We start from the raw sequence: 12680 nt of genomic DNA on the forward strand, positions 1-12680 counted from the left end.
AGCGGCGCTCCCTCGGCAACGAGGGAGCACCGGGCCCGGGGCCGGCCTGCGTGCCCGGGTGCGCTGCACCCGGGCGTGGCCTTACTTCAGCGCCTTGAACCGCAGCCGCTTCGGACCGGCGTCGTCGCCCAGACGGCGCTTCTTGTCTTCCTCGTACTCGCGGTAGTTGCCCTGGAAGAACTCCACGTGGCTGTCGCCCTCGAAGGCGAGGATGTGGGTGGCGATGCGGTCCAGGAACCAGCGGTCATGGCTGATGACGAAGGTGTTGCCCGGGAATTCGAGCAGTGCGTCTTCCAGCGCACGCAGGGTCTCGATGTCCAGGTCGTTGGACGGTTCGTCCAGCAGCAGCACGTTGCCGCCCTGCAGCAGGGTCTTGGCCATGTGCAGGCGGCCGCGTTCGCCACCGGACAGTGAGCCCACGCGCTTCTGCTGGTCCTGGCCCTTGAAGTTGAAGCGGCCGATGTAGGCGCGCGACTGGATCTCGATGCCGTTGATGTTGAGGATGTCCAGGCCGCCGGACACTTCCTCGAACACGGTCTTGTCGCCTTCCAGCGCATCGCGGTTCTGGTCGACGTAGGCCAGCTGCACCGTCGGGCCCATGTCGATGGTGCCCGAGTCCGGCTTCTCCTGGCCGGTGATCATCTTGAACAGGGTCGACTTGCCGGCGCCGTTGGGGCCGATGATGCCGACGATGGCGCCGGCCGGCACCAGGAAGCTCAGGTTGTCGATCAGCAGCCGGTCGCCGAAGCGCTTGCTGACGTTCTTGAACTCGATGACCTTGGCGCCCAGGCGCTCGCCCGGCGGGATGAAGATCTCGTTGGTCTCGTTGCGCTTCTGGTAGTCGACCGACTGCAGCTCCTCGATGCGGGCCAGGCGCGCCTTGCCCTTGGAGCGGCCGCCCTTGGCGTTCTGCCGCGCCCACTCCAGCTCCTTCTGGATGGCCTTCTGCCGCGACTTTTCCTGGTTGTCTTCCTGCTTGAGGCGTTCTTCCTTCTGCTGCAGCCACTCGGTGTAGTTGCCCTTCCACGGAATGCCGCGGCCGCGGTCCAGTTCCAGGATCCACTCGGCGGCGTTGTCGAGGAAGTAGCGGTCATGGGTGACGGCCACCACGGTGCCGGTGTAGCGGGCCAGGAACTGCTCCAGCCACTCCACCGACTCGGCGTCCAGGTGGTTGGTCGGCTCGTCCAGCAGCAGCATGTCCGGCTTCTGCAGCAGCAGCCGGCACAGGGCGACGCGGCGCTTCTCGCCGCCGGAGAGCTTGCCGATCACCGCGTCCCACGGCGGCAGGCGCAGCGCGTCGGCGGCGACTTCAAGCTGGTTCTCCAGGGTGTGCGCGTCGCCGGCGGCGAGGATCGCCTCCAGTCGCTCCTGTTCCTTGGCCAGGGCGTCGAAATCGGCGCCTTCCTCGGCGTAGGCCGCATAGACCTCGTCCAGCCGCGCCTGCGCCTGCAGCACCTCGCCCACGCCTTCCTCGACCGCTTCGCGCACGGTCTGTTCGGGGTTCAGGCGCGGCTCCTGCTCCAGGTAGCCGACCTTGATGCCCGGCTGCGGCCGCGCCTCGCCCTCGAAGTCCTGGTCCACGCCGGCCATGATCCGCAGCACGGTGGACTTGCCGGCGCCGTTCAGGCCCAGCAGGCCGATCTTGGCGCCGGGATAGAAGCTCAGCGAGATGTCCTTGATGATCTGCCGCCTGGGCGGGACCGTCTTGGACACCCGGTTCATGGTGTAGATGTACTGCGAGGACATGCCGGCTCCTGGTGCGCGTCCAGCCCGGTCCGCAGGGCGGACAGGGCCGGGGGGAGGGAAAACGGGGATTATAGCGGGGATCGCCCCGCGGCCCGGCCCGGCTGCGGGCCGCGCCGGCGGCGCCCCGGGCGGCGGCGGCTTACAATTGCCGGCTTCCCGCCCTTTCCCTCGCCTCCCTGGAGCTGCCCATGTACTCCCGCGACGTCCGCCTTGAAACCTACGACCCCGAACTGGCCAAGGCCATGGCCGACGAGTGCCGCCGCCAGGAGGACCACGTCGAGCTGATCGCCAGCGAGAACTACGCCAGCCCGGCGGTGATGGAGGCCCAGGGCAGCCAGCTGACGAACAAGTACGCCGAAGGCTATCCGCGCAAGCGCTACTACGGCGGCTGTGAATACGTCGACATCGCCGAGCAGCTGGCGATCGACCGGCTCAAGCAGCTGTTCGGCGCCACCTACGCCAACGTGCAGCCGCACAGCGGCTCGCAGGCCAACCAGGCCGTGTACTTCGCGCTGCTGCAGCCGGGCGACACCATCCTGGGCATGTCGCTGGCCCACGGCGGCCACCTGACCCACGGCGCCAAGGTCAACGCCTCCGGCAAGATCTTCAACGCCATCCAGTACGGCGTGGACGACCAGGGCCTGCTGGACTACGACGAGATCGAGCGGCTGGCGCTGGAGCACAAGCCGAAGATGATCGTGGCCGGCTTCTCGGCCTATTCGCGGGTGATGGACTGGGGCCGCTTCCGCGCCATCGCCGACAAGGTCGGCGCATACCTTTTCGTGGACATGGCGCACGTGGCCGGCCTGGTGGCCGCCGGCGTGTACCCCAACCCCCTGCCGCATGCGCACGTGGTCACCTCCACCACCCACAAGACCCTGCGCGGCCCGCGTGGCGGCATCATCCTGGCGCTGGATGCGGGCGAGGAGCTGGAGAAGAAGCTGCAGTCGGTGGTCTTCCCCGGCATCCAGGGCGGCCCGCTGATGCACGTGATCGCGGCCAAGGCGGTGGCCTTCAAGGAAGCGCTGGAGCCGGGATTCAAGGCCTACCAGGAGCAGGTCGTGAAGAACGCCCGGGCGATGGCCAGGACCCTGGTCGCCCGCGGCTACAAGATCGTCTCCGGCGGCACCGACAACCACCTCATGCTGGTGGACATGATCGGCAAGGACGTCTCCGGCAAGGATGCGGAAGCGGCGCTGGGCAAGGCCCACATCACGGTCAACAAGAACTCGGTGCCCAATGACCCGCGTTCGCCGTTCGTCACTTCGGGCCTGCGCCTGGGCACGCCGGCGGTGACCACCCGCGGCTATGGCGAACAGGACTGCGTGGACCTGGCCAACTGGATCGCCGACGTGCTGGATGCGCCCAACGATGCGGGCGTGATCGCCACGGTGCGGGACAAGGTCACCGCGCAGTGCCGGAAGTATCCGGTCTACGGGTGAACCATCCAGGCGCGGCGGTACCCGCCGCCGCGACCGGCCCGGCTGCGCGCCGCGGCCGCGCGTGGCAGGCTTGGGCGGCCGCCGTCGCCCGCTGACTCCGGAACGCCGTCATGCATTGTCCTTACTGCCAGCACACCGACACCCGGGTGATCGACTCCCGGGTGTCCGAGGATGGCGCCACCATCCGCCGCCGTCGCGCCTGCGAGGCCTGCGGCGAGCGCTTCAGCACCCTGGAGACGGTGGAGCTGAAGTTGCCGGCCATCGTCAAGAGCGACGGGCGCCGCGAGCAGTTCGACGCCAAGAAGCTGCGGCTGGGCTTCGACCGCGCGCTGCAGAAGCGGCCGGTGTCGGAGGAGCGGATCGAGGCGGCGGTGCGCGCGGTGGTGCACGCGGTGCGCATGAGCGGCGAGCGCGAACTGCCCTCGCGTCGGATCGGCGAGTTCGTGATGGACGAGTTGCGCCAGCTCGACCACGTTGCCTATGTGCGCTTCGCCTCGGTCTACCGCAGTTTCGAGGACGTGGCCGATTTCCGCGAGGAGATCGAAAAGCTCGAGCGCGACCTGCCTGCCGGCAGCGCCCAGCTCCCGTTGCTCGAGGACGGCAGCCCGGCGCCGGTGCGGGCGAAGAAGCGCTGAGCACACCGCGCCGCATCGCTGGCCGCTGGCCACGGTCTTTGTCAGACTCCGCCGATGATGCCGTTTGACGCCACCGACCACGCCCTGATGGCGCGGGCCCTGCGCCTGGCCGAGCGCGGCCTGTACAGCGCCCGCCCCAACCCGATGGTGGGCTGCGTGATCGCCCATGGCGGCGAGGTGGTGGGCGAGGGATGGCACCCGCGCACCGGCGAGCCGCATGCCGAGGCCTTCGCCCTGCGCCAGGCGGGCGAGCGCGCACGCGGTGCCACCGCATACGTCACCCTGGAGCCGTGTGCCCATCACGGCCGCACCCCGCCATGTGCCGATGCACTGGCCGAAGCCGGCGTGGCCCGCGTGGTGGCGGCCATGCGCGATCCGTTCCCGCCGGTGGACGGGGCCGGGTTCGCACGGCTGCAGGCGGCGGGCATCGCGGTGGCGGCCGGACTGATGGAGGCGCAGGCGCGCGAACTCAACCGCGGCTATCTTGCGCGCGTCACCCGCGGCCGGCCGTGGGTGCGGATCAAGCTGGCCGCAAGCCTTGATGGCCGCACCGCAATGGCCAGCGGCGAATCCAAGTGGATCACCGGCGAGCCGGCCCGCGCCGACGTGCAGCGCTGGCGCGCGCGCAGCGGGGCGATCCTCACCGGTGCCGATACGGTGCTGGCCGATGATCCGGCGCTTACCGTGCGCCTTGGCGATGCCACGCCGTTCCAGCCGCCGTTGCGGGTGGTGGTGGACAGTGGCCTGCGCAGCCTGGCTGCCGCACGCGTCCGCGATGGCGTTGCGCCGACCCTGTACCTGCACGGTCCCGACGCGGTCGTGCCGTCGGGGTTGCAGGCCGAGTTCGTGGCATTGCCGCTGCGTGATGGGCGCACTGCCCTGGATGCTGCGTTGCAGTTGCTCGGTGCGCGCGGCATCAACGAGGTCCAGGTCGAAGCCGGCCCTGCGTTGTGTGGCGCATTGCTGCACGCCGGGCTGGTCGATGAACTTCTGCTCTACCAGGCGCCGGTGCTGCTGGGCGATCGCGCCCGCCCGCTGCTGGCCGGCCTGGGCATCGACAACATGGCCGCGCGCCTGCCGCTGCGGCTGATCGACGATGCGGTGGTGGGCACGGACCGGCGCCTGCTGCTGCGGCCATAAGGCGCCGGAGAAAATCGGGTTTGCCTGACTGCCTGGAGCGGGGCGAGCCGGATGCAATGCTGCCCAGGGAAGCTGCAGGGCGGGAGGGTCTGTCGCGGCGGTGCGGTGCGATGCCTGCTGCCGCTCATGTCCCCCGGCTGCGGCCTGCGGCCGAAGCCTCCTCCTTGACTTCCCGTCAGCAGGCATCGCACCACACCGTCCAACGTTCATCGGCCGCCGCATGCAGGAGCCGGCCTCGCCGGCGACCGGGCTGCATACCGCGGTCGCCGGCAAGACCGGCTCCTACAACAAGAGGCGACGATGCGCTTCGGCCGCCGCACAAGGCAGGCATTGCATCACTCCGTATCACGTTCATCGGCCGCCACATGTAGGAGCCGGCCTTGCCGGCGACCGCGGTATGCAGCCCGGTCGCCGGCAAAGCCGGCTCCCACAAGGTGCATCCATGCTCCGCGCGAATGGCCGGGGCACCCTCGCCGGTAATAACGTCCGGCTTCGGCTTTTCCATGGGACAGCCAGGGTTTGTCGCGGCATCGCACCACACCGTGTCACGAGCATTGGCCTCCACATGTAGGAGCCGGTCTTGCCGGCGACCGGGCTGCGGGTCGCGGTCGCCGGCAAGACCGGCTCCTACAACAAGAGGCGACGATGCGCTTCGGCCGCCGCACAAGGCAGGTATTGCATCACTCCGTATCACGTTCATCGTCCGCCACATGTAGGAGCCGGCCTTGCCGGCGACCGCGGTATGCAGCCCGGTCGCCGGCAAAGCCGGCTCCCACAAGGTGCATCCATGCTCCGCGCGAATGGCCGGGGCACCCTCGCCGGTAATAACGTCCGGCTTCGGCTTTTCCATGGGACAGCCAGGGTTTGTCGCGGCATCGCACCACACCGTGTCACGATCATCGGCCGCCGCATGCAGGAGCCGGCCTTGCCGGCGACCGGGCTGCGGGTCGCGGTCGCCGGCAAGACCGGCTCCTACAAGGGCGCCACGCCCATCGTTGCCGCGCGAAAGGCCGGGGCACCCTCGCCGGTCGTAGCGCCCGGCTTCGGCTTTTCCATAGGCCGCCAGCCAGATCCAAAGCGATTTGGCGTGTGGTGTGCTGACGGGAAGTAAAGGAGGAGGTCCTGGCCCGCAGGGCCGGGGCCGGGGGACATGAGCGGCAGCACACCACATGCCGAAGCGCCGCAGCCCTGCATCCGCACCCATCGACGCCTCGACGCCTCGACGCCTCGACACCCATCGACACCCATCGACACCCATCGACACCCATCGACACCCATCGACACCCATCGACACCCATCGACACCCATCGGCACCGACACCGACACCGACACCGACACCGACACCGACACCGACACCGACACCGACACCGACACCGACACCGGCACCGGCATCGGCATCGGCATCGACATCGACATCGACATCGGCATCGGCATCCAAGCCGTTCCCGGGCGGGAGCCCAAAAGCAGACGGGCCCTTGCGGGCCCGTCGTGGTCTTGCAGTGTTGCCCGGATCAGAAGCTGGCGCGCACGCCCACACGGTAGAAGTTGCTGTCCTCGATCACTTCGACCTCGCCAACCAGGCCCCAGTTGCGGGTGAAGCTGACCTGGCCGCCGAGGACGCCGACGAAGCTGCCGTCCACGTCGCTGCCGTCGATGTAGCCGGCCTTGGTCCACAGCTCGGTGCGCGGCGAGGGCTTGCCACGCAGGCCAACCGTCGCGCGGCCGGCATTGATGTCATCGGAGGCCGAACCACTGCCACCGGCGCCAGTCACGCGGGCCTTGGCTTCCAGGCGCAACCAGGCCAGGTCGGCGGTGAAGTCCAGGCGGTCCGAGAACTCCTGGTGGTAGCCGATGCCGAACTCCGGCTGCGACTGCTCGTACTTCACCCGGGTGGTGCCCAGGCCGAAGCTTTCCGAGACGCGCGAATAGCCGGCAAACAGGTTGACCTGCTGGCCGATCAGGAACGAACCGCGCAGGTAGCCGCCATCGGGGTCGGCGATGCCGTCGACCTCGACCTGGGTCCAGCCGGCTTCGACGTAGTTGTAGCTCAGGCCTTCGGCGGCATTTGCCGAAAGCGGAAGGGCGGCCAGCAGGGCCGCCGCAATCAGGGTACGCATTGGGGGTCAATCTCCGTATTGAGTCTGTATCACCGTCCCGTGGCGGGACGGTCGCGGCCAAACCGTGACCGGGCGCGGATTTTAACATCTTCTTCATGTTTCGGGGCCAGTACAGGCCCGGTGCTAGAATGCGCGCGGCCGGTTCGCCGGCCATGCAAACCCACAGAAACGTCTTCAGGGCGGGGTGGAATTCCCCACCGGCGGTAGGCGTCGCATCCGGCACGGCCGGCGCGATGCGAGCCCGCGAGCGCTTCCGATGGCGGCACCGGTCCTGCACCGGCGCCGCACCCGGAAGGTCAGCAGATCCGGTCCGATGCCGGAGCCGACGGTTGTGGCGCAGCGTTCGCCCTGGCGGATGCGGTGCCCCAGAGTCCGGATGAAAGAAGACGCCGTCGCCCGGCCCGATGCCGGGCGTCCGCGCGTGTCCCGGGACGTTTTTCGCCACCTTGCGGGAAACGTGATGCTTCCAGCCCCAAGCCCGTCTGCATTCCCTCCATCCACGCCCGTGCGCGGCACCGGCGCGCGCCACGCCTGCATCGGCCGTGCGCGGCCGCGGAGGGCGCGCTGATGTTCACCGGCATCATCGAAGGCGTCGGCCGCCTGGCCGCGCGCGAGCATCGCGGCGGCGATGTCCGCTTCACCTTCGCCACCGGCACGCTGCCCTGGCTGCACGCGGGCGATGCCGACGTGCGCCTGGGCGAGAGCATCGCGGTCAACGGGGTGTGCCTGACCGTGGTCGGGTTCGACGCCGACGGCTTCCAGGCCGATGCCTCCACCGAGACCCTGGCCCTGACCACGCTCGGGGACCTGCCGGTCGACGCCGCGCTCAACCTGGAGCGCGCGATGCGGCCCAGTGACCGCCTTGGCGGCCACCTGGTCAGCGGCCACGTCGATGGCATCGGCCGGGTCCTGTCGGTGCATGCGGATGCGCGCGCGCAACGCTGGCGCTTCGCCGCGCCGGCCACACTGCTGAAATACATCGCGAAGAAAGGCTCGATCTGCGTGGACGGGGTCAGCCTTACCGTCAACGACGTCGATGCCGACGGCTTCGAGGTCGCGTTGATCCCGCACACCGTGGCCAATACGCGCTTTGCGCAAACCGTGGCGGGTGACGCGGTGAACCTGGAGATCGACCTGGTGGCGCGCTACGTGGAGCGGCTGCTGGGTGCACGCGAGGCGGAGGCCGGCACATGAATTTCGCTCCCGTCCCGGAACTGCTGGAGGAGATCGGCGAAGGCCGCATGGTCGTGATCGTGGACGACGAGGACCGCGAGAACGAAGGCGACCTGATCATGGCCGCCGAGCTGGTGCGCCCGGCCGACATCAACTTCATGGTCACCCACGCGCGCGGCCTGGTATGCCTGTCGCTGACCCGCGAGCGCTGCGCCCAGCTCGGCCTGGCGCCGATGGTCCGGCACAACACCGCCCAGTTCCGCACCAATTTCACCGTCAGCATCGAAGCGGCCGAAGGCGTGACCACCGGCATCTCGGCCTACGACCGTGCCCACACCATCCGCACCGCCGTGCGGCCTGACGCGCGGCCGGCCGACCTGAGCCAGCCCGGCCACGTGTTCCCGCTGATCGCCAGCCCCGGTGGCGTGCTCACCCGGGCCGGCCACACCGAAGCGGCGGTGGACCTGCCGCTGCTGGCCGGGCTGGAGCCGGCCGGCGTATTGGTGGAGGTGATGAACGCGGACGGCAGCATGGCCCGGCGCCCGGAGCTGGAGCTGTTCGCGCGCGAGCACGGGTTGAAGGTCGGTTCGATCGCCGACCTGATCGCCTGGCGCCTGGCCAACGAACACACCATCGAGCGGGTGGACGAACGGGTGATCGACACCGAGTTCGGCCCGTTCCAGCTGGTCGTCTACCGCGACCGCATCGCCCACGAACTGCACTTCGCCCTGGTCCGCGGCACCCCGCAGTGCGACATCCCGACCCTGGTGCGGGTGCAGGTGGAAAATCCGCTCAGCGACCTGCTGCACTGGCGCCGCGACGACTTCGGCGTGGCCGCCACCGATGCCCTGCGCGCGATCGCCGCCGAAGGCCAGGGGGTGATGGTGGTGCTGTCGGCCCCGCGCGATCCCGAAGCGCTGCTTGCACGGCTGCGTGCCGAACCCGAGGTGCGGCGCGATCCCAAGGACGTTGGCCAGTGGCGGCGCAACGGCGCCGGCGCGCAGATCCTGGCCGACCTGGGCCTGGGCAAGCTGCGGGTGCTGGGTACGCCGCGTCGCCAGGTCGGCCTGGCCGGCTACGGGCTGGAGGTCGTGGAGTTCCTGTCGCCCTGAGCCGGTGGCGGCCACTCCGGCCCGTCGGGCGCGCCTCCGGTAAACTGTGCGCCTTCCGAGGACCCCCTGACCCATGACCCTGTACGAAGGCGACCTCCGCCTCCCGGCCGGCGCCCGCATCGCGATCCTGGCCAGCCGCTGGAACGCACGCATCACCGATGCCCTGGTCGCCGGCGCACGCCGCTGCCTGGCCGACAACGGTGTGCCCGACGAGGCCGTGGACGTGGTCCGCCTGCCCGGTGCCTGGGAGCTGCCGATGGCGACGCGCAAGCTTGCCCTTGCCGGCGGCCACGGCGCCCTGATCGTGCTGGGCTGCGTAGTGCGCGGCGACACCCGCCATTACGAACACGTCGCCGACCTGTGCGCCGAAGGCCTGATGCGGGTCGCGCTCGACACCGGCGTGCCGGTGCTCAACGGCGTGCTGGCGGTGGAGCGGTTCGAGGATGCCGAGGCCCGTGCCGGTGGCAGCCACGGCAACAAGGGCGAGGAAACGGCGCTGGCCGCGCTGGAGATGGCCAACCTGCTGGAGCGCCTGCCATGAACCGTCCGCACCGTCCGCGCAGCGGGGTCGATCCGGTCCTGCGCGCACGCGCGCGCAGGCGTGCACTGCAGGCGCTCTATGCCTGGCAGATCTCCGGCGGCAACGCGCAGCAGGTGATCGCCCAGTTCGCCCACGAGCAGGCCCACGAGATCGCCGACCTGGAGTACTTCGAGAGCCTGGTCCGCGGCGTGCTGGGCGAACGCGCCGGGCTGGACGCGGCCCTGGCTCCGCACCTGGACCGCGAGGTGGAGGAGGTGGACGCGATCGAACGCGCGGTGCTGCGCCTGTCCGCCTACGAGCTGTTGCACCGCCCCGACGTGCCGTACCGGGTGGTGCTCAACGAGGCCATCGAGATCGCCAAGCGCTTCGGCTCCGAGCACGGGCATACCTTCGTCAACGGCGTGCTCGACCGTGCCAGTGCGCAGTGGCGCGCCACCGAGGTCCAGGCGGCGCGCGCTGGCCGCTAGCCCGGCCTAGCCGAAGTGGACGTAGCCGCGGTGCGGTGCCTGCCAGGGCGCGGCATCGGCGGTCAGTGCATGCACCCCGGGTGTGGCGACGATGCGGCCGATGCGGGTCGCATCCACGCCAATGCCGCCCAGTGCGGCCGCCACCGCGTCGCGCCGCGACGGCGATGCGGTGAAGCACAGCTCGTAGTCGTCGCCACCCGTGGCCTGGAATGCACGCATGCATTCGCGGCGCGCGGCCGCGAGCGGCGGCGATGCGCAGCTTGCGCGTGGTTCCAGCAGCGTGCGCAGCGCAACCGATGCCGGCAATGCATCCACGTCCACCTGCGCGCCGGTGCCGCTGCATGCGCAGACGTGGCCCAGGTCGGCGAGCAGCCCGTCGGAAATGTCCACGCAGGCGTGGGCCAGGCCCGGCAACTGCCGGCCGGCCGCCACGCCCGGCCGTGGCCGCGCCAGCCGTTCGGCCAGGAATGCGCTGCCGGCCGGGTCGGCGGTGTTGCCGGCATCTGCTCCGGGCACGCCACCGCCTGCAGCCTCCGGCCATGGCAGGTGGCCGCCCAGCGCAAGGGCGGCAGCGGCATCGCCCAGGGTGCCGGTGACCCAGATATCGTCGCCGACGCGCGCGTGGTCGCGGCGCAATGCGCGCCCGGCTTCGACCACGCCCAACGCGGTGACTGCAATCGAGCGCGGGCCGCGGGTGGTATCACCGCCGACCAGGGCGATGCGGTGGATGCTCGCCAGTTCCAGGAACCCGTCGAGGAAGGCGTCCAGCCACGCCGGGTCGTCGCCGGGCAGCGACAGCGACAGCGTGCACCAGGCCGGGCGCGCGCCCATCGCGGCCAGGTCGGACAGATTGACTGCCAGCGCTTTCCAGCCCACATCGGCCGGCGCCGTGGCGTGCGGGAAGTGGACGCCGTCGTTGAGCGTGTCGGCGGTCACCACCAGTTCGTGTCCGGCCGGCACCTGCAGCAGCGCGGCATCGTCGCCGATGCCCAGCACCACGCCGTCATCGATGCCGGCGTGGCGGCTGCGCTCGCGGATCCGCGCGATGAGGTCGAATTCGGCCATGCCCGCCTAGAGCGCGTCCACCGCGTCGGCCATGCGTTCGACCGCCTCCACCAGCAATGGCCGGGGCAGGGCGAAGTTGAAGCGCACGTGGCCTTCGCCGCCGCGTCCGCAGTCGCCGCCGTCGGTCAGCGCCACCTTCGCGTTGCGCCGGAAGAACAGCTGCGGCGTGGTGTCCAGCGGCAGTGCGCGGCAATCCAGCCACGCCAGGTAGGTGCCCTGCGGCGGCAGGTGTTCGACCTGCGGCAGGCGTTCGCGCAGCAGCCGGGCCAGCAGGTCGCGGTTGCCCTGCAGGTAGTCGAGCACCTGCAGGCGCCAGGGCTCGCCCTCGGCCCAGGCCGCCGCATGCGCGAACACGCCCACCGTGGCGGTGCCATCGCTGGCGAAGTGGCCGACCTTGCGCCAGTGCGCCAGGTCATCGGGGTCGGTGAATACCAACTGCGCGCACTTGAGCCCCGGCAGGTTCCAGGCCTTGGAGGCGGACACCGCGGTGATCGCCTGGCGCGCGGCCTGCGCGGAAATGGAGGCGTAGACCACGTGCTGCTGCCCGGCGTAGACCAGCGGCGCATGGATCTCGTCGGAGAACACCCGCGCGCCGTGGCGTTCGACGATGGCGCTGATGCGCAGCAGTTCCTCGCGGGTGTAGACCTTGCCGATGGGATTGTGCGGATTGCACAGCAGCAGCATGCGCGCGCCGCCGGCGAAGGCGGCGTCCAGGGCGTCCTCGTCCAGGCTCCAGCCGGCACCGTCGCGCACCATAGGTACTTGCACCACCGGGTTGCCAAGCCATTCGAGCATCGGCAGGAACGGCATGTAGCACGGCACCGGCAGCGCCACCGGTGCGCCGGCCGGGATGTAATGGCGCAGGACCGCCGCCAGCGCACCCAGCACATCGGGCATGGGCCGGATCGCGGCCGGGTCCAGGTCCCAGCCGTGGTGCTCGCGCTGCCACCGCGCGCAGGCTTCGGCCATGGTCCGCAACGGGCCGGCGGTGAGATAGCCAAGCTGTCCGCGCGCGACCACCTGCTCCAGTGCCTGCCGTACCGGCGGGGCCAGGCCGAAGTCCATTTCGGCCACGAAGGCGCCGATGCAGTCCGGGAAGGCGCTCCATTTCAGCCCGCCGATGGCGCGCAACTGGTCCTGGGTGATGGCGTCGAAATCCAGCGTGTCCAATTCGAATCTCCGTGGGAATGCCCCATTGTAGGAGCGGGCCTGGCGTTGCGATGCGCGCCGGATATTCCACGC

Annotated in this window: 12 protein-coding genes and 1 riboswitch; of the genes, 7 read left to right on the top strand and 5 right to left on the bottom strand. The window is 70.1% G+C overall.

The genetic code is table 11. The features are described from left to right. Positions 1-81: 81 nt before the first annotated feature. On the bottom strand, positions 82-1746 hold the full coding sequence (gene ettA, locus ACEJ41_RS01920) for an energy-dependent translational throttle protein EttA (protein WP_374013116.1): 1665 nt from the start codon (positions 1744-1746) through the stop codon (positions 82-84). A gap of 188 nt (positions 1747-1934) precedes the next feature. Between ettA and glyA the strand changes: the two genes are divergently transcribed. The 3 genes from glyA (at position 1935) to ribD (ending at position 4963) form a co-directional block, all read left to right on the top strand. Next, positions 1935-3188, top strand: coding sequence for a serine hydroxymethyltransferase (glyA, locus tag ACEJ41_RS01925; protein WP_374013117.1), 1254 nt, complete (start codon positions 1935-1937; stop codon positions 3186-3188). Between the two features lie 110 nt (positions 3189-3298). After that, positions 3299-3823 carry a transcriptional regulator NrdR gene (gene nrdR / locus ACEJ41_RS01930; RefSeq protein ID WP_374013118.1) on the top strand — a complete coding sequence of 175 codons (525 nt, stop codon included), beginning with the start codon at positions 3299-3301 and terminating at the stop codon, positions 3821-3823. Between the two features lie 57 nt (positions 3824-3880). Next, positions 3881-4963, top strand: a complete 1083-nt coding sequence (ribD, locus tag ACEJ41_RS01935) for a bifunctional diaminohydroxyphosphoribosylaminopyrimidine deaminase/5-amino-6-(5-phosphoribosylamino)uracil reductase RibD (RefSeq protein WP_374014040.1) — start codon at positions 3881-3883, stop codon at positions 4961-4963. Positions 4964-5935: 972 nt separating this feature from the next. On the opposite strand, the gene ACEJ41_RS01940 is transcribed toward ribD, so the two are convergent. Then, positions 5936-6385, bottom strand: coding sequence for a hypothetical protein (locus ACEJ41_RS01940; protein ID WP_374013119.1), 450 nt, complete (start codon positions 6383-6385; stop codon positions 5936-5938). A gap of 89 nt (positions 6386-6474) precedes the next feature. Next, the gene (locus tag ACEJ41_RS01945; RefSeq protein WP_374013120.1) at positions 6475-7080 is read right to left on the bottom strand and encodes a hypothetical protein; all 606 of its coding nucleotides are present in this window, start codon (positions 7078-7080) and stop codon (positions 6475-6477) included. 166 nt (positions 7081-7246) lie between these two features. Beyond that, positions 7247-7472, top strand: a riboswitch (FMN riboswitch). A gap of 175 nt (positions 7473-7647) precedes the next feature. Here ACEJ41_RS01945 and ACEJ41_RS01950 point away from each other — a divergent pair. The 4 genes from ACEJ41_RS01950 to nusB all read left to right on the top strand — a co-directional run bounded on the left by ACEJ41_RS01950 (position 7648) and on the right by nusB (position 10373). Next, a complete protein-coding gene (locus ACEJ41_RS01950; protein ID WP_374013121.1) occupies positions 7648-8274 on the top strand; it encodes a riboflavin synthase in 627 nt (208 codons plus the stop codon). Continuing rightward, positions 8271-9365 carry a 3,4-dihydroxy-2-butanone-4-phosphate synthase gene (gene ribB, locus ACEJ41_RS01955; RefSeq protein WP_374013122.1) on the top strand — a complete coding sequence of 365 codons (1095 nt, stop codon included), beginning with the start codon at positions 8271-8273 and terminating at the stop codon, positions 9363-9365. Before ACEJ41_RS01950 ends, ribB begins: the two co-directional genes overlap by 4 nt. Positions 9366-9438: 73 nt before the next feature. Then, complete coding sequence (gene ribH, locus ACEJ41_RS01960) at positions 9439-9906, top strand: 6,7-dimethyl-8-ribityllumazine synthase (protein ID WP_374013123.1); 468 nt, start codon at positions 9439-9441, stop codon at positions 9904-9906. Then, complete coding sequence (nusB, locus tag ACEJ41_RS01965) at positions 9903-10373, top strand: transcription antitermination factor NusB (RefSeq protein ID WP_374013124.1); 471 nt, start codon at positions 9903-9905, stop codon at positions 10371-10373. Before ribH ends, nusB begins: the two co-directional genes overlap by 4 nt. 6 nt (positions 10374-10379) lie before the next feature. Here the strand turns inward: nusB and thiL are convergent, their stop codons facing one another. Further along, positions 10380-11438 carry a thiamine-phosphate kinase gene (gene thiL, locus ACEJ41_RS01970; protein ID WP_374013125.1) on the bottom strand — a complete coding sequence of 353 codons (1059 nt, stop codon included), beginning with the start codon at positions 11436-11438 and terminating at the stop codon, positions 10380-10382. Between the two features lie 6 nt (positions 11439-11444). Beyond that, positions 11445-12608, bottom strand: coding sequence for a MalY/PatB family protein (locus ACEJ41_RS01975; RefSeq protein ID WP_374013126.1), 1164 nt, complete (start codon positions 12606-12608; stop codon positions 11445-11447). Positions 12609-12680: the final 72 nt, after the last annotated feature.

It is taken from the genome of Pseudoxanthomonas koreensis, assembly GCF_041890415.1.
Taxonomy (GTDB): Bacteria; Pseudomonadota; Gammaproteobacteria; order Xanthomonadales; family Xanthomonadaceae; genus Pseudoxanthomonas; species Pseudoxanthomonas koreensis_A.

Bases quoted from the DNA above. Each gene is read 5' to 3' on its own strand.
- glyA (WP_374013117.1), top strand. From the start codon at position 1,935: ATGTACTCCCGCGACGTCCGCCTTGAAACCTACGACCCCGAACTGGCC.
- ribH (WP_374013123.1), top strand. From the start codon at position 9,439: ATGACCCTGTACGAAGGCGACCTCCGCCTCCCGGCCGGCGCCCGCATC.
- ribD (WP_374014040.1), top strand. From the start codon at position 3,881: ATGCCGTTTGACGCCACCGACCACGCCCTGATGGCGCGGGCCCTGCGC.
- nusB (WP_374013124.1), top strand. From the start codon at position 9,903: ATGAACCGTCCGCACCGTCCGCGCAGCGGGGTCGATCCGGTCCTGCGC.
- ACEJ41_RS01940 (WP_374013119.1), bottom strand. From the start codon at position 6,385: ATGTCGATGTCGATGTCGATGCCGATGCCGATGCCGGTGCCGGTGTCG.
- ACEJ41_RS01950 (WP_374013121.1), top strand. From the start codon at position 7,648: ATGTTCACCGGCATCATCGAAGGCGTCGGCCGCCTGGCCGCGCGCGAG.
- ettA (WP_374013116.1), bottom strand. From the start codon at position 1,746: ATGTCCTCGCAGTACATCTACACCATGAACCGGGTGTCCAAGACGGTC.
- nrdR (WP_374013118.1), top strand. From the start codon at position 3,299: ATGCATTGTCCTTACTGCCAGCACACCGACACCCGGGTGATCGACTCC.
- thiL (WP_374013125.1), bottom strand. From the start codon at position 11,438: ATGGCCGAATTCGACCTCATCGCGCGGATCCGCGAGCGCAGCCGCCAC.
- ACEJ41_RS01945 (WP_374013120.1), bottom strand. From the start codon at position 7,080: ATGCGTACCCTGATTGCGGCGGCCCTGCTGGCCGCCCTTCCGCTTTCG.
- ribB (WP_374013122.1), top strand. From the start codon at position 8,271: ATGAATTTCGCTCCCGTCCCGGAACTGCTGGAGGAGATCGGCGAAGGC.